This window comes from Nonomuraea turkmeniaca, assembly GCF_005889735.1.
GTDB classification, from domain to species: domain Bacteria; phylum Actinomycetota; class Actinomycetes; order Streptosporangiales; family Streptosporangiaceae; genus Nonomuraea; species Nonomuraea turkmeniaca.
Genome location: NZ_VCKY01000110.1, coordinates 1 through 18,853 on the forward strand (window position 1 = coordinate 1; position 18,853 = coordinate 18,853).

Here is an 18,853-nt window from a genome sequence, read left to right on the forward strand (position 1 = left end):
CGCCCACCCAGTGCGGGCTCGCGACCTTCAACTCCGCCCTGTCCTCCCATCTCACCAGGGGCGGCGTGTTCGGCGGGATCGTGCGTGTCACCGCCGAGGGCGACGACGACCGGCCCCAGCCGGGGGTCGTGCACACCTGGACTCCGAGCGGCCCCGGCGGGTGGAAAGCCGCGGCCTCCGCTCTGGAGGACTTCGACGTGGCCATCGTGCAGCACGAATACGGCATCTACCCCGGCGCCGACGGCCAGGACGTTCTGCCGCTGCTGCGCCGCCTCATCGTGCCGAGCATCGTGGTCCTCCACACCGTCCTGGCCAGGCCGACACCGCGGCAGAAGGTCCTGCTCGAGGAGATCGCGGACGCCGCCGGCGCGATCGTGACCATGACCGCCACGGCCCATGACCGGTTGATGGCCGGCTACCGGGCGGACGCCGGCAAGGTGTTCGTCATCCCACACGGGGCAGCCGACCACCTGCGGGTCCCGGCTCGGCGCCGCTCCCGTCCGCACCTCCTCACCTGGGGCCTGCTCGGGCCCGGCAAAGGCATCGAATGGGCTCTGCGCGCCCTCGCACTCCTGCGAGGCCTCGACCCGCCACCGACGTATACGATCGCCGGAAAGACCCACCCCAAGGTGCTGGAGCTCCACGGCGAGGCCTATCGCGACGGCCTGTATGAACTCGCCGCCCGGATCGGGGTGTCCAAAGCCGTACGACACGACCCTGTCTACCGGGATCAGGACTCGCTGAGCCGGCTCGTCCGCTCGGCGGACGTGGTCCTGCTGCCGTATGACTCGGCGGAGCAGGTCACATCCGGCGTCCTCATCGAAGCCGTGGCCGCGGGCGTTCCGGTCGTCGCCACCGCCTTCCCCCACGCCGTGGAGCTGCTCACCTGCGGTCCAGGGCTGCTCGTCCCGCACGGCGACCCCGCAGCGCTCGCCTCCGCCGTGCGCCGTGTCCTCACGCAACCCGGGCTGGCCGACGATCTCACCGGCCGTACCCATGCCCTGATCCCGAGCCTGCTGTGGCCCGCGGTCGCGGCCCGATACGACGGCCTTGCCAGGTCGCTCCTCGCGAGGCGGCCGGCCGCCACGGCCGCGGTGCTGCCGTGAACGCCGTGGCTCCAGGTTTCAAACACCTGATCCGGATGAGCGACGACACCGGCCTGTTCGAGCATGCCCGGCACGCCACCGCCTTGCGCCATCACGGCTACTGCACCGACGACGTCGCCCGTGGCCTCGTCGTGGCCAGCCGGGAGCAGCACCCAGCGCACCGGCTGACCCGGCTGATCGAGTGCTATCTGGCCTTCCTCACACACGCTCAGGATCGTTCCGGCGCGTTCCGCAACAGGCTCACCTTCGACCGGCGCTGGAGCGACCAGCCAGGCGTCGGCGACTGGTGGGGCAGGGCGATGTGGGGCCTGGGCACCGCGGCGGCCCGCATCTCCGCTCCGTGGATCCGGAAGGAGGCCCTGCGCGCCTTCACTCTCGGAGCCGAACAGCGCTCCCCGCATCCGCGCGCCATGGCTTTCGCCGGGCTCGGCGCGGCGGAGGTCCTGCGCGCCGACCCGGACAGCACCGTGGCCGCCGCCCTGCTGATGGACGCCGTGGAGGCCATCGGCGCTCCCTCGGAGAACCCCTCCTGGCCGTGGCCACAGCCGCATCTGACGTACGCCAACGCCGCTCTCGCCGAGGTGATCATCGCCGCCGGGGACCTGAGGGATGACCGGCAGCTGCTCAGCGTCGGTCTGCGCATGCTCACGTGGCTGTGTGACATTCAGACGAGGAACGGCCGGCTCTCGGTCGTGCCCGCGGCCGGCTGGCGGCAGGATGCGCCGCGGTCGCGCTACGACCAGCAGCCGATCGAGGTGGCCGCGCTCGCCGACGCCTGCGCCACCGCCCTAGCGACCGGCGACCCTTCGTGGCGGGAGAAGGCGCGGCTGGCGGTGGCGTGGTTCCAGGGCGCGAACGACTCCGGCGTTCCGATGTGGGACCCGGCGACCGGCGGAGGCTACGACGGCCTGACCGAGCAAGGTCCGAACCTCAATCAGGGCGCGGAGTCCACCATCGCGCTGATCTCTACCATGCAGCACGCCAGGCGGCTCTCATGACCGACAGGGATCTGGCCACACGGCTCGGCCCGACGCTCACTCCCGACCCGCGAAGAGTGATCATCAAGCTCTTCGTGCCCGGGGAGGACGCCGCGCTCACCCGTACCCGGGCCGCCGCGCTGATCGATCGGATCCTGCTCCTCGACCACGATCAGGCGACCGAAATGCTCCAGCAGACGTTGCGGCGATTCGGTGGGCGGCACCACGATCTCGAAGCGACCTTCGCCCATCACCACGACCTGATCCGCCATCGCGTCCCGCGCGAGGTCGACCTGTCCCTGCCGGCCCGCCTCCTTGTGGGCGCCTACTTCAGTCACGAGTACGCCGTGGAGGGTGCCGCGGTGTGCAACCCGTCCGTGATCCCCCATCCCGACCAATCCGGTCTGCACTCCGGACAACTCCGCGTGGCGATCAGCCTGCGCCAGATCGGCGAGGGGCATCTGTCCTCCCTCGGCTTCGCCACGGCAGTCCTCGGGCCTGGCTCCGACCTCCACATCGCCGACCGCTCCGGGACACTGTCCGTCGGACGCCGGCACCGGACCCATCATCGGCGCGACCTGCTCGCCGCCGGGCTCGCCGACGACGCCTGGGACAACGAGGTGACGGCGGGCATGCTGCGATCCCTGCCGGAACGTTTCGAGGACGACGACTTCGAACACGCGATCGCCCAGTTCCCTCCCGACCTGCTCACCCGCACCACCACGCAGCCGACCCTGGAAGAGATGCGCCGGGCGACGCGCTTGGAGTACGCCGTGACCTTCCCCGCCGATCTCCCTCTTCACCGGCGAATCCTCTGGCCGGCGACCGCAGCCGAGTGCAACGGCATGGAGGACGCGCGATTCGTACGAATCGTCGACGAGGACGGCCGGCCTTCGTATCGTGCCACCTACACCGCCTACGATGGGCAGCACATCCGTTCCCACCTGATCGCCAGCGACGACCTGCGCCATTTCGAGATCACTCCCATGCGCGGCCCCGCAGCCGTCAACAAGGGCATGGCGCTGTTCCCCCGACCGGTCGGGGGACGGAGTCTGGCGCTGTGCCGTTCCGACGGCGAGACCATCGGTCTCACCGCCCTCGACCGACACAACAGCTGGCAACGGCCGATACCCCTGCACACCCCGCACCGGGACTGGGAGCTCATCCAGGTGGGCAACTGCGGATCGCCCATCGAGACCGGTTTCGGCTGGCTCGTCCTGACCCATGGCGTCGGCCCCATGCGCGATTACGCCATCGGCGCCATCCTCCTCGACTCCCACGAGCCGCACCGCGTCATCGCCGAACTCCCCGGCCCGCTGCTCACCGCCGACGGTGCCGAACGTGAAGGCTACGTGCCCAACGTCGTGTACTCCTGTGGCAGCCTGCTCCACGATGACGCCGTGTGGCTGCCCTACGGGGCGAGCGACACCCGCATCGGATTCGCCCGTGTGCCGCTCGACACCCTCATCAAGGAGATGCGTCCGCCACAGTGACGAATGGCCGCCCGCAGGATGTGACCTCCAACGTGGTCACGATCATCGACTCCAGCAGCGGCGCGCCGAAGCCGGTGACCATGGCCACGTCGGGTGCGTCCCGTCCACGTCCGATCACGATGCGGCCCTTGCGCCTGCGGTTGTTGCGCGGATCGGAGGTCCACCGGTCCCCCAGCCACACCTTCGTCCAAGCGGCGGGTGTTGACATCAACCGCCGTCCGGCAACGGGCCACTTCCCGCCTCGTTCTCATACAGCACGATCTTGGACGCGGCTTGGCCGGGGCCGTCCGGGTACCGACCCGGCCAGAGGTGCGCTCCACAGTCGCCGCAGGTTGTCGATGGCGGAGATGTCCGGCAGGTCCTTGGGCCGGCGAGCACATGCCTTCCACGCGAGGACATCGCCCAGCCGCATGAACGGGATGCCGTCGATCAGGTCGGCGGTTTCGATCAGGTAGTGCGTCGACCATCCCGGTGTCCAACGGTCGACGAACTCGATGGCGAACGCCGGGTGGTTGATCACTTGCCCGTGGCCGGACGGGGCGGTGCTTGGCGTGACTCCGAGAGCGAGGGCGATGCACCATGCGGCGCCACGGGCGAGCACGTCCAGGTCGCCCATGCAGGTCCGCAGATTGCGCACGTATAGGGCGGCGGAGCCGCACACGACGTAGTCGCCGTGCGGCAGGTTCAGCCGACTCAGTTCGGTGAACAGGCCTGCCGGGTCCGTCACCAGGGTGCGCGGCTGCGCCGCAGGTGGATGCCGCGATGGCACGTCGGCGAGGTGCTGATGCATCATGTGTTCGTCCTTCGGGCTCATCGGGTCTGAGGGAGGCGCCGGCTTGGCGGGTGAGTTCGGAGCCAGTTAGAGATCTTGAGAGGTTGGCCGAAGAACGAGTTTCGGTACCACTGTGTGGCTCTCGCTCGGCCCGCTCTGCTCGCCGAACTGCGCGACCGGCTCGCCTTCCAGGCTCTGGCCCAGGCGCTCGCGGCCACCACCGTGCGGATCAGCATGTTGGTGGCGTCCGGCGATGGCCACCTCGCTGGGCAGATCACCGCAGCTCAGCCACGTTGATCAAGTCACACCGGAAGAAGAAGCCGGGCGGCCTTCACATACGGCCGCCGTCGTGGACAGGGATCAACCCACCGCGTGCTGTCAGTCCTCCCAGGCCCAGGTGACGTACGCCGTAACGGTCCATTTGTCGTCGTCGCCATGCATCTCGGCTGTTTCGACCCGCGCCACCGTGTTGATCGAGGAGAACGCATCGAGGACGATCCCACCGCGGACGCCGCCGTCGATGTCGAACCCACTCCCCAGGGCTGCCTGCCTATCGGCCTTGTACGTCGTGGCCTGCGCGTTCGCCGACCCGTGCACACGGCTCAGTGACGGGATGAGCGCGTTCATCCTGGCACCGCCGCGAGCGCCGTCGAGTTGGTATCCGGTGGCTGCGTCTTGCTGCTGTGGGCATAGCGCCCTTTCCGGTGGGGGCGGGATCGCCGGTGCTCCCCGATCTTCGGAAACACGATCCCTGTCTCCCTACCATCGCCTCTGGCCTTTGATCGCTCTGCGCACATCTACCCGCTGGTCCGGTGCTCCTGCGCACAGCGCAGCGGCTCCGGCGGTGGCAGGATTGTCGCCAAGCCAGGGAGGTCCCGGCGCGGCACACAGCTCTGGCCTTCCTCAGAGCCGCTGGTCCGGCGGCAGGCAGACCATGAGCGCGCCCGCGGCGGCCTTGGCTTTGATCCGGATGGTGGGCTCGCGTTCCCCGCCGTCGAGCTCGTACGTCAGCGGGACCCCGAACCGGGCCGACACCTTCTTGGCCCGCGTGATCCGGATGAACGGCGAGTCGTCGGAGCGTCCCGCGGCCATCCTGCCGATCACCCGCGCCCATTCGAGCGGCCCCTTGGCGGTGGAGACGCCGACCTCCAGCCAGCCGTCGTCCGGCCGCGCGTCGTCGAACGCCTTGACACCGCCGGCGATCATGCTCACGTTACCCAGCAGCAGGCAGCTCGCCCGGCCCTCGAACCAGGTCGTCCCATCGACTTTGATCTTCATTGGCACGAGCGGCTCGCCGACGTGCCGGACGGCCGCCTTGACGTAGCTCAGCTTGCCGAGCCGCTTCTTGGCCCGCCCACCCGAGTCGGCGATCATTTCGGCCTCGAACCCGGCCCCCGCCATCACCGCGAAGTGTTCGCCGTTGAGCACGCCCAGGTCCAGCTTCTCCCGCCGCCCGTGGAAGCCGATCCGCACCGCCTCGTCGAGGTCGGCGGGGATGCCGAGGTTGGCGGCGAACAGGTTCGCCGTCCCCGCGGGGAGCACGGCCATCGGCACGCCGGAGTCGGCCATCGCGTCGGCGCAGCGTTGCACCATGCCGTCGCCGCCCCAGACGAACACCAGATCGGCGCTCTGATCGAGGGCTTGGCGGACCTTTTTGGGCGCCTTCTTGCTCTTGGCCACCTCGTACCAGAGGAGCTCGCCGACGCCCTCTTCGGTGATGAGCATGCGCAGTCTGTCCAGGCCCGCGCCGAGGGTCTTCTTGCGGTGCGCCACGACGGCCACGATGGGGGACATGCGTTCCGGACTACCCTGGGCGCCGGATTTCAGGCGGAGGAATTGATCCGCCTTGCCGGGGTAGCCGTGCGCAAATGCGTATGGGGAAGGGGCACCAAGGGCACCGCGACCGAGGACTGGGACTGCGCCTGACGGTCGCCAGCCTCGCGGCGGCGCTGATCGTGATCCCGTTCAACCTGCTGCTCGTCGTGGCCAAGATGCCCGTCGACGGGCTGGACGCGGAGGCCGCGCGGAATCTGCACGAGTACGCGCTCGCCCATCCCGGCGTGACGAGGTTCCTCATCGTGTGGACGGATCTGTTCGGGCCGTGGCCGTGGCGCGTCTCGGTCATCGCGTACGCCGTCTGGCTGCTGTACAGGGGCGCGCCGAGGCTGGCCGCCTGGGCCGTCACCACCATTACCGTGGGCGGGCTGCTCGGTCTGGCACTCAAGATCATCGTGGCCCGGGCCAGGCCGCACCTGCTGGACCCCGTCGCGCTGGCGCCGGGCGACTCCTTTCCGTCGGGCCACACGGTGAACGCGACGCTCGGCGCGGGAGTGATCGTCCTTCTTGTCCTGCCCATGCTGCCCCGGTGGGGGCGGGTCGTGGCCTGGACTGTCGCCTGCTTCCTGGTGGTGTCCGTCGGCTACACGAGGATCGCGCTCGGCGTGCACTGGGTGAGCGATGTGGCCGCCGGGATCGTGCTCGGCGTGGCAGTGATCGCCGCGACGGCGGCGGCATTCGAGACGTGGCGGCGGGAGCAGGGACGCAGGCCCGCCTCGCCGCCGGTCGAGGGAGTGGAACCCGAGTTGGTGAAGGCGACCCATGAGCAGAACTGAGCAGGCGAAACACTACGCGTTAGCAATCTTGTTGCCGATGCTCCTGATGGCCGGGGTGACGTACGGCGTGGGCAAGGCGATCCTCGCCTGGCCCACCGGTGAGGCGTCGGTGAGCCGGAGCCTGGCCGCCGACCGGACCTCGCTGTGGAACGGGCTCACCGACTTCGGCAGCAGCCTTTCGGACACCCCGTACATCGTGGCCCTCACCGTGATGGCCGCGATCGTCTTCAGGCGGGTGTACCGGCGCTGGCGCGAATCGATCTTCCTCGTCGCGGCCGTCTGGAGCCAGTCCCTCATCTTCCTGGCCACCACCGGGCCCGTCGGCCGGCAACGCCCGCCCGTACAGCACCTCGATGAGGCCCCGCCCACCTCCAGCTTCCCGTCGGGGCACGTCAGCGCCGCCGTCGCGTTCTACTGCGGGATGGCGCTCCTCCTGACCGCGCATGTCCGCAGCAGGGCGCTCCAGGTGCTGATCTGGGTACTCGGGATCGCCGCTCCGCTCGCCGTCGGCTTCTCGCGCCTGTACCGTGGCATGCACTTCCTCACCGATGTGCTCTGGGGCGTGCTGCTCGGTGTCGGCTGCGTCGTCATGGCCGCCCGGGCGATCCTGTACGCGCGCCAGCGGCAGCGGCAGCGCTCAGAACTCGTTCGATCTGCGTAGACGCGGGGGCCGCCCGTCGGGGTCAACGACGATCCGGTACAACGGCATGGCCATCGCCCGGCGGACGCGTCCGAGACCGGGACTCGGATGCGGGCGCAGCCGGCCCGGCGGGCGGGGCCCCCGGCAGCCGCCCTGGTGCCAGGCCTCGAGCCGCGCGGCGGACTCGGCGAACACCTCGAACGCGCGCTCCGGGTCGCACAGATCGTCCATGTCGCCGGGATCGCGGTCCAGGTGCTCGGCGGCGAGCGTGAGCCGGAGGTCCCTGGCGAACCTGCGGGCCCCCGAGGGCGGACGCGGATCGGGCTCCGCGTCGAGTACGGCGCAGCTCAGTTCGGAGTCGAACGTCCACGAGCGCAGGTTCACGTTGTCGGAGCCGACGTTCGCCCACACATCGTCGACCACGCAGGCCTTGGCGTGCACGTACACCGGCGTGCCCCGGTGGTTCTCCAGATCGTAGATCGCGACCCGGCCCTCGCCCGCGTGCATCAGCCTGGCCAGCGCTTCCGACCTGCCGATCAAGCTGGCCGGGCCGGCCAGCCAGCCGTCCTGGTCGGGATGGCGGGGCACCACGATGATCATGCGGAGGGCCGGCTCCCGCTCCAGCGCCTCGGCGAACGGCTCAATCACCTCCGTGGACCACAGGTACTGGTCCTCCAGGTAGACCAGCGATCTCGCCCGCGTCAGCACCTTGTGGTAGGCCCTGGCCACGCTCCGCTCGCCCTCTGGCGCGAACGGGTAGGCGTGACGCAGGTGGGGATAGGTCCTCAGGAGCTGCACGGCATGCGTCCCGGCCGCCGGCGGCGGAGGGCCGGGCTCCGGCAGCGGCGGCACGTCGGCCATCCGGGTCATGCGGTCGTGCAGCCGTCTGAGCGGCTGACGGGTCTCGGGCGCCGGGTCCTCCCAGCGCTCGCAGAAGACCTTCTCCACCTCGGCCACGGCCGGGCCGCTGATCGCCACCTGGATGTCGTGCCACGGCGGGCGCTCGCCGTACACGCCCGGCATCGGCGCCGCCTGCGGGTCGCCCAGGTGCTCGGCGTCGTCGCGGCGGCTATGGCACAGGTCGATGCCGCCGACGAACGCCACGTCCCCGTCCGGGCCGCGGTCATGGCGCAGGACCACGAACTTCTGGTGGTGCGAGCCGCCGTGCCGCACCCGGGTGTCGAGCAGCGCCTGCCCGCCGGCCGCCTCGATGTCCTCGCCGAGGTGCCGGTTCTCGGCCGAGCTGAAGCGCAGGAAGTCCAGGTGCGAGCGCCAGATGAGCCCTCTCACCAGGGCTCCCTTCTCGGCCGCCCGCGCCATCGCGGCCGCCACCTCGGGGCCGTCCGGCGTGAGCCGCTCGTCGGGGTCGCCGCGCCAGTCGGCGAACAGCAGCAGGTCGTCCTTGCCGAGGCCGGCCATGCGTGCGGCGAGCTCGGCGAAGTAGGTGGCGCCGTGCACGAGCGGACGCACCAGGTTGCCCTCCGTCCAGGGCATGAGCCTGGTCGCGTCGTTCCCGCGTTCGGGGCCGGTGAGGAACCAGTCGTCCAGCCTCATGTACGCCGCCAGCGGGCCTCTCCGAAGCAGTATCCGGCGAACAGCAGCAGTCCGAGGGCCACCACCGCCAGCAGCCAGGGCCCGGCCGGCGTATCGGCGAACGCCCTGAGCGTTGCGTCGATGCCCCCGGCCTTGTCCGGGTCGAAGGTGACGGCCGCCTGGATCACGAAGATGCCGGCCAGCCCGGCGATCAGCCCGCGCGCGAGGTAGCCGGCGAGCCCGAGGCGGTCCATCACCGAGCCGGCACGCCTCGGCATCGGCCTGAGCTGCTTGCGGAACTTCTTCTTGAGGCCGTACCGCATCCAGTAGCCGCCGAGCACGATGACACCGAGCCCCAGCGCGCCCACGACGACCTGGCCCGCGGGTAACGCGAGCAACTTCCCCGTGAGGTCCTGGGTCCGCTGGTCGTCGGAGCCGGTCCTGTGCGTCAGCAGCATGGTCAGCAGCGCGGCGCACACGAACGCGTAGACCACGACCCGGCCGACCGGCTCTACCCGGTCCTTGAGCCTATGGGCGCCGAAAATCGCCTCTGACGCCTGCCACACGGTCAGGGCGGCGAACCCTACAACCATGACCCATAAGATCACGGCCCCGAACGGCAAGGACGCGACCGTACTGATCGCCCCGTTCTTGTCGGCCTCCCGCCCGCCGCCTCCGAACGCGATCTGCACGGCCAGCACCCCGATCAGCGCGTACAGCACACCGCGGCACACCAGCCCCACCCGCGCCAGCTTGTCCATGGCCGGGCTGTCCGCCGCCTGTCGCGCCACGGCTTCGGCTTCGGCTTCGGTCATGACTCTCTCCCAAGAGTTTGCCAAAACCGGCGAACTGCCCTGAATTCCGCGCCCTAGACCTTCATCCGGCGGGACCGGCGGCAGGGCCGGCAGGCGGGCGTCGGAAAGCGGTAAGAGGAAGGCAGGCGGTTTGACGGAAAATCGGGAGATACCGGGTGGAAGGAGAAGATGCCAGCGGGCAAGAGCTGGTACAAGTCGGACGGCTTCTCCCAGCGGGGCCTGGATCACCCAAGGAGCTCGACAAGGTGTCGTCGTGGTTCCGCGTGTCGATCCCCCTCCGGTACCACAACGACACCCAGATCTCGTACACGCTCACGGTCGGCGCCTCTGGACTCGTCTTCGCAGGGTGCGGCCGACCGTCGCGGAGCGGTGCCCGACTCAAGCCTGACACCCGGCGGTCATGCACGTTCCTCGGGCGTGTGGAAGGCGCTTACCGGACGAAACGGTTCCGTTGCGGGTCCGTCCCCGGCCCAGGTCGGGGACCGGATGGCGATGAGTCGCCGACGAACACGGCGGCGAGGATCCGGCTCTCAGACATTGAAGATGCTCACACCGCCGGGACCTACCATCAGGACGAGCCCGATCAGACCGAGCCCGATCAGGATGACGCCCCGTAAGATGTTTCGTCGCGCGACGAGGAAGTAGATGCCGGCGATGACCAGGGTCAGGACCAGGGCGACGCCGGTGATCAACAACAGGATGGCCATAGCGGCGCACTGCCCAGAAGCCGGCAGTCGAACCGAACTTGTCGTCTACCAGGAGGTCCAACGGGACAGACATCCTCAACACTCCATCGCCATCCTGCCGCGCCGTCCTCATCGAAGTCGACGGCCCGCACCTTCCGGTGGCACCCCAGCGGGCAGCGTCGCCGGCCGCCCCGGCGGGGCGTGCCTCCAGCCGCTCGGTAGCCGCTCAGGCTGTTCGGGTCGGTGGTCGAGGTGGATCAGGGCGGGCGGCAGCGCCGGGCGGGCGGGCGACGTCTTGGGTGCATGGTCCCGCGGAGGCGGGTGAGCAGTTCCTCGGCGTGGCCGGCCTGCTCGGCGTGGCCGGCCTGCTCGGCGTGCGCGCGGGCCGCGTTCGGGATCCGCCCGTACAACGAACTGGCGGCATCGTCGTACGGACTGCTGGATCGGATCGTCTACGGCCAGCGCCATGACGATGTCCGGCCACCTTCTGGTGGGATGACGGGCCGGCGCCGCCCAGCCTGGAACGCGCCCGAAGATCGCTTCCCAGAACCGTCGAGTGGCCTTGCACGTCAGGCATTCAGCGATCTTCGTACGGCGGCGTCCACCAGCTCGTGGATCTCCTGCTCGGTGAAGATCTCGGGCAGTGTCAGCCGCTCCACGATGAGCCAGTTCAGAGCGAGGTAGAGGAGCACCACCGAGGCCGAGTCGCCGGGCAGACCCGAGGCGGCGTGGTAGCCGATGTTGGCGTCGATGTCCTCGCGGATGCGCTTGGTCAGCACGGCGCGCAGCTCAGGGCGCCGAGTGGACTCCAGCCGGAGCTCGAGCAGGGCCAGGTAGCCGGAGTTGAAGGCGGAGACCCGATCCACCAGCTCGTGCATGAGCTCGGCATAGCGGGCTTCGTCCTGCACACCCTCCCGGCTGCGGGCGATTGTGGCCTCGTCGGGCAGCAACCGCTCATAGATGCGCCCGCCGACCTGGGTGAACAGGTCGTCGCGGTTGGCGAAGTAGTTGGAGGCCGTGCCCTGGGGCACAGCCGCCTCCGCATCGACGGCCCGGAAGGTCAGCCCCCGCGCTCCCTCCCTGGCCAGCACCTCGATGGCAGCGTCGATCAGCGCCTGCCGCCGCTCCGGATTCTTCCGCACTTGACACCACTCCACTTGTAGTACTACGTTTACACCACTGCAAGCAGAGTACTACATATGGAGTTGGTCGGTATGAGAAAGCTTGTCTACTACGTCGGCGTCTCGCTCGACGGCTACATCGCGGGCCCCAACGCCGAATTCGACTTCTACCCGGTGTCGGACGAGATGGCCGCCTGGATCAACACCCGCTACCCTGAGACGCTGCCCACCCACATCCGCAAGCTCGTCGGCCTCGAAGGCGTGGCCAACAAGGTCTTCGACACGCTGGTGATGGGCCGCGGCACCTATGAGCCGGCCCTGGACGTCCCCACCACCAGCCCCTACTCCCACCTGCGCCAGTACGTCGTCTCCAGCACGCTGAAGATCGACGACCCGACGGTGGAGGTGGAGACCGGCGACGCGATCGAGCTCGTCCGGCGACTGAAGGCGGAGGACACCGGCATGGACATCTACCTCTGCGGCGGAGGCAAGCTCGCCGCCTCCCTGCTCCCGGAGATCGACGAGATCATCCTCAAGAGCTACCCCGTGGTGGCGGGCACGGGCATCCCCATGTTCTCCGGACAGTTCCGCCCCACCCTGTTCACCCCCACCCGGCGCGAGTCGTTCGACAACGGCACCCAGGTCACCTGGCTCGCCAGGGCTTAGTGGCCCGTCACGCAACTTAAGTCCTCGCTGACCTGCAGCAATGAGGTGATGTCCGGCACGCTTTGGCCCTGGCCGGACATCATCCCCACGATCGCCTGATTACCTCCGTGAGAACGGGAGCCGGATGTTCGTCACGATGGGCGTGGCTGTCGCTCCATTGGGGCGATCAGTGGTTGCGGGAATCCGGCCAAGTCCGGGGACCGGGCTTCGCCCCACGCCCGATCCCCGGGGTCACCGCCCCGCCTTCCCCGTTCAGGTCGATCCGCAGACCCGCGTCGTCGACCGCGGCCACGCAAGTCTTGCTCTGACGTGGCAGCTCTGCCTCGATCAGACGTCGTCGGGATGTCACGATCGCCTGTCGGCCCGGCGGAGCATCGCGTCCAGTTCGGGGTCGGGCATGAGCTGCCGGACCTCTTGCGCGCAGCGGCAAGCGCCGGCGAACTTGGCAGCCCACGCCAGCGCCTCTTCGCGTGAGGCCACGTCGACGACCACGAACCCGCCAATGATCTCCTTGGTCTCCGGGTAAGGGCCGTCGGTGACCATCCCGTCCGTGGCCACGACGCTCGCCCTCTGCCTTTCCAGTCCGGCGCCGAACACCCATACGCCGGCGTTCACGGCCTCCTGGACCGCCGCGTGCGCGGCCTTGCCCACGTCGGGCATGTCCTCGCCAGGGATGTGGTCCATCGCGCCGTCATTGAACGAGATCAAGTACTGCGTCATCTCATCACTCCCCTGTCCCGGCGGCTTCCTCCGGCCGCCTCCCACCTGTTCTACGAACGACTCGCCCCCGATTCGACGCTATGCCAAAGATTTTTAACGGGGCCTCCGCCGCTCGGCGCCTGCGGGTGTCATGTCGCCCCTCTTCACGGAGATCATCGCCGCCGCCACCGGCCACGAGTGGTCCCGCCGCACCTGATCTGCCGTGGACAACGCGCGCCCCGGCTTCCCGCACCATGCGTGAGCGGGCAGCCTGTTCGACGACGAACCAGGCAGTCGCCACCGACGGTGGCGCCGAGACTCACGAACAGCGGGATCGGCAAGATCTCGCTGGTGCCCGAACTCGCTGGCATCTGGCGCCGAAGCTCGCGGAGAAACCACGATCGCCCGGCGCAGCTTGACCGGGTCCTTGGCGATCCGGGTGATGCGCTGCGGTTTGCGGCCCTCCTCCATCGACAAGGGCCGGACGAACACATCCGGTCGGCGAGCCATGACCACCTCCCAGATGTTGCAGAGGCAGTCAACCTGACGGTTTCACCGTCCGAGATCAATTACCGGGTCAACGTTCAGAGACGAGCCACCAGGTCGTATCTCCTCGGCCGAGTAAGCGACGATCATGCGTGCAGCCGCCGGGTCACGCGCCGGCGCCGGCCCTTGGTGGGTGCAGGCGGTCGTGAGGCCGGGGCCCGTCACGGTCAAGGGCTTGAACGACACGCCATGCAGTCGCTCCGTTCGCCTGCGTCCTTCCGGGCGGCAGACGCTCGTCCGCCGTGGCGGCCGCGAGCCATGGGGCAGCCGGTCAGGTGCCGCGCTTGGCAAGGGAGAGGTAGTGCGCCCGCTGCTCCGGATCGAGGTGCTCGATGGAGTAACGCAGCAGGACGCGTGGCGCCGTGGAGGCGTGCCGGTCGAGGAAGTCCAGGAGCCGCTCGCGGTCGTGCTTAGGGCACCCCGCTGCTCGTCGACGTCGTCGGCGAGCGGCTCACCCCCGCACTGGTGCTCGCCGCCGCCAGGACCTGCGCGGAGGGGTACGAGTTCTTCGCCCGATTCCACGGCGGCCTCGACGCCGCGCTGCCACTGCTGGCCGCCCACCGCCTCGATGTGACGTTCGGCCGCTGGCACGGCGTGACCGGTCACGTGCCCGAAGGCGCGGAACACCAGCTCATCCGCTACGACGGCATCGCCGTCCTGCTGCCGGAGCACCATCCGCTGGCCGCGCACTCCGAAGTGCCGCTCGCCGCCCTGCGCGAGTCAGACGCCTGCTGGCACTGCGGCGACCACGTCTCAGCCGAGTGGGAGCACACCATGCTGCAACTGTTCGCCGACACCGACACACCGCCCGCGCCGCCCCGGCCCAACGTGCGCGGCGTCGACGAACTGGCCTACCACATCCAGCAGTGGGACCTGCCGGTGCTGACCATCATCAGCCAGCCCGACGTCCCCGGCGCAGTTGTCCGGCCGCTCGTGCGGCCCGTCGCGCTCTATCCGTGGAGCATGATCTGGCGCAAGGACCTGCACCACCGGGGGCCTGGCGGCACTGCAGGCGGCCGCCCGCGACCTCGCCACCGCCGAGCGATGGCTCGACCTGCCCGAAGGTGCCTGGCTCCCGGTTCCCGAGTCGAACCTGATACGCCAACGGTGATCAACGGGGTCTTCTTCCGGGTCCGGACCAACATCACCTGGCGTGACCTGCCGCTCGGCTATGGGAACTGGAAGACCGTTGATACTGAATTGGTCCTCAATCGGCCTACAGGATCGGACCTTATCGCGTATACCGATTCCTGCCAGGCTGAGTGACATGACAACGACAGCGACCCGCTTCGACGGCCGGCTGCTCACGCCTGGCGACGCCGGCTACGACGCCGCCCGCACCGTCTGGAACGCCATGGTCGACCGGCGTCCACGCATGATCGTCCGCGCGGCGGGCGTCGCCGACGTGGTCGCCGCCGTGCGGATGGCCCGGGAACTGGACCTGGAGATCGGCGTGCGCTGCGGCGGCCACAACGTCGCCGGCTTCGCCGTGCCTGACGGTGGGCTCATGATCGACCTGACGCCCATGGGCGGCGTGCGGATCGACCCGGCCCGTCGCCGGGCTCGGGTGCAGGGCGGCGCGCTGCTCGGCGCGCTGGACCGGGCGTCCCAGGCGTACGGCCTGGCCACCACCGCCGGCAACGTCTCGCACACCGGCGTCGGCGGGCTCACGCTCGGCGGCGGCATGGGCTGGCTTGCCCGCCAGTACGGCCTGGCCTGCGACAATGTCGTCTCCTACACGATGGTCACCGCCGAAGGGGACGTGGTGACCGCGAGCCGCACCGAGAACGCCGACCTGTTCTGGGGCCTGCGCGGCGGTGGGGGCAACTTCGGCATCGTGACCGAGTTCGAGTTCCAGTTGCATCGCACCGGCACGCGGACGCTGGTCGCCGAGTTCGACTTCCGCGCCGAGGACGCCGTCCCGGTCATCGAGGGCTGGCGCGACCTGAACGCCGTCGCGCCCCGGCAGGCGACGTTCACCGCCAGTGTCGGCAGCGGTCCCGCCGGCCCGATCGCCACGCTGGGGTTCGTGTGGGTCGGCGACCCGGCCGAGGGCCGCCGGCTGCTCCCCGCGATGCGGGCGCTCGGGCGTCCCGTCGCGTCGCGCGTCACCACACCGTCGTACCTCGAACTTCAGCGACGCGACGACTCCACCGGCGGCCACGCCTACCGCCGCTATTCCAAGGGGCACTACCTGCGGCGATTCCCCACAGCGGCGATCGAGGCGTTCCTGCTGCGCGGCGGCACCGACCTGAGCGCGAGCCCGTACCTGCCGGGCGTCGGCCTGCAGGCGCACGGCGGAGCGATCGCCGATGTCCCGGAAGCAGACGCGGCGTTCAGCCACCGCGGCACGATGTTCGAGTTCGGTGCCGGCTCCCGCTGGACCGACCCGGCCGAGGACGACGCCAGGATGGGTGCAGCCCGCGCCGCCGGTGCGTCGCTCGAGCCGTACGCGAGTGGGGTGTACGTCAACTCGTTGACGGCCGACGAGCTGGCCGATGGGCAGCGCGGCGTACGACGGGCGTACTCGGCCGCGAAGCTGGCCCGGCTGACCGCGGTGAAGACCGCGTACGACCCGGCCAACGTGTTCCACCTCAACCAGAACATCCGCCCGGCACACTGATGCGCATGTCCTGGACGTGCCATCGGCGGAGCGCCTGCGCGGGATCAGGTTCCCCGTACCTCCCGGATGGCCGTCGCCAGCAGCGCGACCCCTTCGGCGATGGCGGCCTCGCCGAGGATGGCGTAGCCGAAGATGAGGCCACCCGGTCCGGTGCCGGCGATCCGGTACGGGCCGACGCCGTGGATGCCGAGCCCGTGCCGGGCGGCGGCCGTCACCACCGCCGCCTCATCGAGGTCGGGCGGGAGCCAGGCGACCACATGCTGCCCGGCGGCGACCCCGGCCGGTTCCAGATCGGGCAGGTGAGTGCGCAGGGCGTCCAGCAGCGCGTCGCGGCGCCGGCGGTACACCGGACGCATCCGGCGTAGGTGGCGGTCGAACTCGCCGCGCGCGAGGAAATCGGCGAACGTCAACTGGTCGAGGACCGGCGAACCGCGGTCGGCGAGCACCTTTGCCGCGGCGACGTCGCCGACCAGCTGGGGAGGCACTACCAGCCAGCCGAGCCGCAACCCCGGCGCGAGCGTCTTGCTTGCCGTACCGCAGTAGACGACATGATCGGGCGCCAGGCCCTGCATGGCGCCCACCGGCGACCGGTCGTAGCGGTACTCCGCGTCGTAATCGTCCTCGATCACGATCGCGCCGCGGCGCTTCGCCCACCGGATCACCTCGGCCCTCGCCGCAGCCGACAGCACTCCCCCGGTGGGCCACTGGTGCGACGGCGTGAGCACGACCGCATCGGCGTCGGCCCGATGGAGCGCATCGACCTCAACGCCGTCCGGACCCACCGGAATGCCGACCACGTCCAGACCGGCGGCGCCGGCCAGCACCCGGGCGTCGTCGTCGGACGACGGGTCTTCCAGGGCGATCCGCGTGGCGCCGTGCCGGACGAGCACCTGGATCAGCAGTGAGATGCCCTGCCCATAGCCGCTGCAGATCACCACGTTGCCCGGGACGGACGATGTGCCGCGCACCCGGTCGAGGTAGTCGCACAGGGCCCCGTGCAGTTCCGGCACGCCACGCCCGTCGAGGTAGGCGAACCGGTCGTTGGGCGTGGTGGTGAGCACGCGGCGCACCGAGCGCAGCCAGGCGGCCCGCGGGAACTGCGACACGTCGGTGCGCCCGTACCCGAAGTCGACCCTGAAGCCGGCTCTGCGCGCGGCCGGCCGTGCCATCGAGGCCGCGGAGCCGGTGCCAGCGGCGGTCGGCGGCATCGACGCGGCGACCTGGGTGTAACCGCCCGATCGGCTGGCGAGGTAGCCCTCGGCCACAAGTTGCTGGTAGGCCTCCACGACCACCCCGCGGGAAACCCCGAGGCCCACTGCGAGGGTGCGGCTAGGTGGCAGCGACGCGCCCGCTCGCAGCCGGCCGGCTCGGATGCTCGCGCGGATGGACGCCTCGATCTGCCGGTGCAGTGGCACTCCGGCGTCGCGGTCCAGCTCGATGAGCAGGTCCTCGGCCGGCCCTGAGTTGGTCCTCACTCGGCCCACAGGATCGGACCCTATCGGCGTGTACCGATTCCTGCCAGGCTGAGTGACGTGCGGGGGTTCCTCGGTGGCGAACCATCCAGATGAGCTCCTGGCCGGAAGCACGGGGACGGGCACTCTGGCCAGGCGACAGGCGGAGCCGTCTCTCTTCGGCAAAGTCACAAACCGCAAGCAGATCGCAGGAGGCGACGAAGGAACGACACCGAGCCGCAGACCGCAGGCGGGAAGGTGCTCTGGCACTTCACGATGTCACTGGACGGGCTTCGTGGCAGGGCCGAACCCCGACATGGAGCACCGGGATCCATCGGGTTGCCGGTGAGCTGTTCCAGCAGGCCGTACAGGCCGAGGATCTGCGGCCAAGGACTGGACCACCGTCTCGTGGGACGTACTGGCCCCGTACATCATGTCCTTACTCGGCTGGGCGAATCTTGTGCGTGGCGGCGGACCGTCCGAGCGCAGCCAAGGGTTGTGGCCGCACGAGCCATGGGGGGCAGCGGCGGGTCACCGGATGCCCGCCGCGTGGAGCCGTCGGGTGGCGGCGGGGTCGATGCTGGTCCTCGCCAGCGAACCGCCCGGCGCTCCCCCAGCACCACCGAGCGCGCCCACTATCACCACGATGAACAACAACGGCATGAACAGCGTTCGGACCAACATGGCCCAGCACGCCTTGGTACCGACGCGACCGCCGTCCTTGACCCGCACGAGCTGCGTGCCGGTGAGGACCGCGCCGAGCGCCCGGCCGTTGCCGTAGCACAGGCCGTACAGCAACGGCACCAGGAACAACGACGAGACCGCCAGCAGGAGAAGAGTCCCGTCGGGCAGGCCAGCCGCGACGTACGCGTATGACACGACGGCGAAGGCCACCCCGACACCCAGCACGAACACCACGAAGTCCACCAGCCACGCCAGGAACTGCGCTCCCTCACCGGCCCGGACGTAGAGGGTGCCGTTGTCGAACACCGCGAGCCGTTGGGCGGTTCGCCGTCCGAGCATGCGCTCCGCGTGCTCCTTGGCGATCTCAAGCCGGGTCAACGGCCGGCCGGATCCGCGGACTGTCACAGCACTCTCCTGTCGTGTGGTCGT

Annotated in this window: 20 protein-coding genes and 1 pseudogene; 9 read left to right on the forward strand and 12 right to left on the reverse strand. The window is 69.8% G+C overall.

The features are described from left to right. From ETD86_RS28755 to ETD86_RS28765, 3 genes are all read left to right on the forward strand, one after another. Positions 1 to 1,106, forward strand: a 1,106-nt coding sequence (locus tag ETD86_RS28755; RefSeq protein WP_211370388.1) for a glycosyltransferase, incomplete at its 5' end; no start/stop codon positions are given. Between the two features lie 35 nt (positions 1,107 to 1,141). Further along, positions 1,142 to 2,104, forward strand: a complete 963-nt coding sequence (locus ETD86_RS28760; protein ID WP_246148352.1) for a glycosyltransferase — start codon at positions 1,142 to 1,144, stop codon at positions 2,102 to 2,104. Beyond that, positions 2,101 to 3,576 carry a glycoside hydrolase family 130 protein gene (locus ETD86_RS28765; RefSeq protein ID WP_138669290.1) on the forward strand — a complete coding sequence of 492 codons (1,476 nt, stop codon included), beginning with the start codon at positions 2,101 to 2,103 and terminating at the stop codon, positions 3,574 to 3,576. The genes ETD86_RS28760 and ETD86_RS28765 overlap by 4 nt, the downstream gene beginning before the upstream one ends. Here the strand turns inward: ETD86_RS28765 and ETD86_RS28770 are convergent. Together ETD86_RS28770 and ETD86_RS28775 are read right to left on the reverse strand one after the other, a co-directional pair. Then, entirely contained in the window at positions 3,551 to 3,784 is a 234-nt protein-coding gene (locus tag ETD86_RS28770) for a hypothetical protein (protein ID WP_211370389.1), read from the reverse strand. The genes ETD86_RS28765 and ETD86_RS28770 overlap by 26 nt on opposite strands. Before the next feature lie 39 nt (positions 3,785 to 3,823). Continuing rightward, positions 3,824 to 4,369 (reverse strand): hypothetical protein, encoded by a 546-nt coding sequence (locus ETD86_RS28775; RefSeq protein WP_138669291.1) that lies wholly within the window; start codon positions 4,367 to 4,369, stop codon positions 3,824 to 3,826. Between the two features lie 114 nt (positions 4,370 to 4,483). Between ETD86_RS28775 and ETD86_RS55500 the strand changes: the two genes are divergently transcribed. Beyond that, the gene (locus tag ETD86_RS55500; RefSeq protein WP_170223320.1) at positions 4,484 to 4,645 is read left to right on the forward strand and encodes a hypothetical protein; all 162 of its coding nucleotides are present in this window, start codon (positions 4,484 to 4,486) and stop codon (positions 4,643 to 4,645) included. 81 nt (positions 4,646 to 4,726) lie between these two features. Here the strand turns inward: ETD86_RS55500 and ETD86_RS28780 are convergent, their stop codons facing one another. Continuing rightward, on the reverse strand, positions 4,727 to 4,975 hold the full coding sequence (locus tag ETD86_RS28780; protein ID WP_138669292.1) for a hypothetical protein: 249 nt from the start codon (positions 4,973 to 4,975) through the stop codon (positions 4,727 to 4,729). A 276-nt stretch (positions 4,976 to 5,251) separates the two neighbouring features. After that, entirely contained in the window at positions 5,252 to 6,142 is an 891-nt protein-coding gene (locus ETD86_RS28785) for a diacylglycerol/lipid kinase family protein (RefSeq protein WP_138669293.1), read from the reverse strand. 74 nt (positions 6,143 to 6,216) lie between these two features. On the opposite strand from ETD86_RS28785, the gene ETD86_RS28790 reads away from it, so the two are divergent. Together ETD86_RS28790 and ETD86_RS28795 are read left to right on the forward strand one after the other, a co-directional pair. Next, the gene (locus tag ETD86_RS28790; protein ID WP_170223321.1) at positions 6,217 to 6,960 is read left to right on the forward strand and encodes a phosphatase PAP2 family protein; all 744 of its coding nucleotides are present in this window, start codon (positions 6,217 to 6,219) and stop codon (positions 6,958 to 6,960) included. Next, positions 6,947 to 7,621, forward strand: a complete 675-nt coding sequence (locus ETD86_RS28795; protein WP_138669294.1) for a phosphatase PAP2 family protein — start codon at positions 6,947 to 6,949, stop codon at positions 7,619 to 7,621. The genes ETD86_RS28790 and ETD86_RS28795 overlap by 14 nt, the downstream gene beginning before the upstream one ends. Here the strand turns inward: ETD86_RS28795 and ETD86_RS28800 are convergent. The 5 genes from ETD86_RS28800 to ETD86_RS28810 all read right to left on the reverse strand — a co-directional run bounded on the left by ETD86_RS28800 (position 7,598) and on the right by ETD86_RS28810 (position 11,776). Next, complete coding sequence (locus tag ETD86_RS28800; RefSeq protein ID WP_138669295.1) at positions 7,598 to 9,154, reverse strand: phospholipase D family protein; 1,557 nt, start codon at positions 9,152 to 9,154, stop codon at positions 7,598 to 7,600. The two genes, ETD86_RS28795 and ETD86_RS28800, sit on opposite strands and share 24 nt — an antisense overlap. After that, complete coding sequence (locus ETD86_RS28805; RefSeq protein ID WP_138669296.1) at positions 9,151 to 9,948, reverse strand: DUF1206 domain-containing protein; 798 nt, start codon at positions 9,946 to 9,948, stop codon at positions 9,151 to 9,153. The genes ETD86_RS28800 and ETD86_RS28805 overlap by 4 nt, the downstream gene beginning before the upstream one ends. 530 nt (positions 9,949 to 10,478) lie before the next feature. Next, entirely contained in the window at positions 10,479 to 10,655 is a 177-nt protein-coding gene (locus tag ETD86_RS55505; RefSeq protein WP_170223322.1) for a hypothetical protein, read from the reverse strand. Positions 10,656 to 10,891: 236 nt separating this feature from the next. Beyond that, the gene (locus ETD86_RS55510) at positions 10,892 to 11,044 is read right to left on the reverse strand and encodes a hypothetical protein (protein WP_170223323.1); all 153 of its coding nucleotides are present in this window, start codon (positions 11,042 to 11,044) and stop codon (positions 10,892 to 10,894) included. Between the two features lie 159 nt (positions 11,045 to 11,203). After that, positions 11,204 to 11,776, reverse strand: a complete 573-nt coding sequence (locus ETD86_RS28810) for a TetR/AcrR family transcriptional regulator (protein WP_138669297.1) — start codon at positions 11,774 to 11,776, stop codon at positions 11,204 to 11,206. A 72-nt stretch (positions 11,777 to 11,848) separates the two neighbouring features. On the opposite strand from ETD86_RS28810, the gene ETD86_RS28815 reads away from it, so the two are divergent. Then, the gene (locus ETD86_RS28815; protein WP_138669298.1) at positions 11,849 to 12,421 is read left to right on the forward strand and encodes a dihydrofolate reductase family protein; all 573 of its coding nucleotides are present in this window, start codon (positions 11,849 to 11,851) and stop codon (positions 12,419 to 12,421) included. Between the two features lie 345 nt (positions 12,422 to 12,766). Here ETD86_RS28815 and ETD86_RS28825 read toward each other — a convergent pair whose 3' ends face one another. Next, positions 12,767 to 13,141, reverse strand: coding sequence for a YciI family protein (locus ETD86_RS28825; protein ID WP_138669299.1), 375 nt, complete (start codon positions 13,139 to 13,141; stop codon positions 12,767 to 12,769). A gap of 1,569 nt (positions 13,142 to 14,710) precedes the next feature. On the opposite strand from ETD86_RS28825, the pseudogene ETD86_RS60210 reads away from it, so the two are divergent. Both ETD86_RS60210 and ETD86_RS28845 read left to right on the forward strand, forming a co-directional pair. Continuing rightward, positions 14,711 to 14,857: pseudogene (locus ETD86_RS60210) on the forward strand (transposase); the annotation flags it as partial. A gap of 76 nt (positions 14,858 to 14,933) precedes the next feature. Then, a complete protein-coding gene (locus tag ETD86_RS28845; protein WP_138669301.1) occupies positions 14,934 to 16,289 on the forward strand; it encodes an FAD-binding oxidoreductase in 1,356 nt (451 codons plus the stop codon). Between the two features lie 44 nt (positions 16,290 to 16,333). Here the strand turns inward: ETD86_RS28845 and pdxR are convergent, their stop codons facing one another. Then, positions 16,334 to 17,764 carry a MocR-like pyridoxine biosynthesis transcription factor PdxR gene (pdxR, locus tag ETD86_RS28850; RefSeq protein ID WP_211370390.1) on the reverse strand — a complete coding sequence of 477 codons (1,431 nt, stop codon included), beginning with the start codon at positions 17,762 to 17,764 and terminating at the stop codon, positions 16,334 to 16,336. 507 nt (positions 17,765 to 18,271) lie between these two features. Next, complete coding sequence (locus ETD86_RS28860) at positions 18,272 to 18,829, reverse strand: RDD family protein (protein WP_138669323.1); 558 nt, start codon at positions 18,827 to 18,829, stop codon at positions 18,272 to 18,274. Between the last annotated feature and the right edge of the window lie 24 nt (positions 18,830 to 18,853).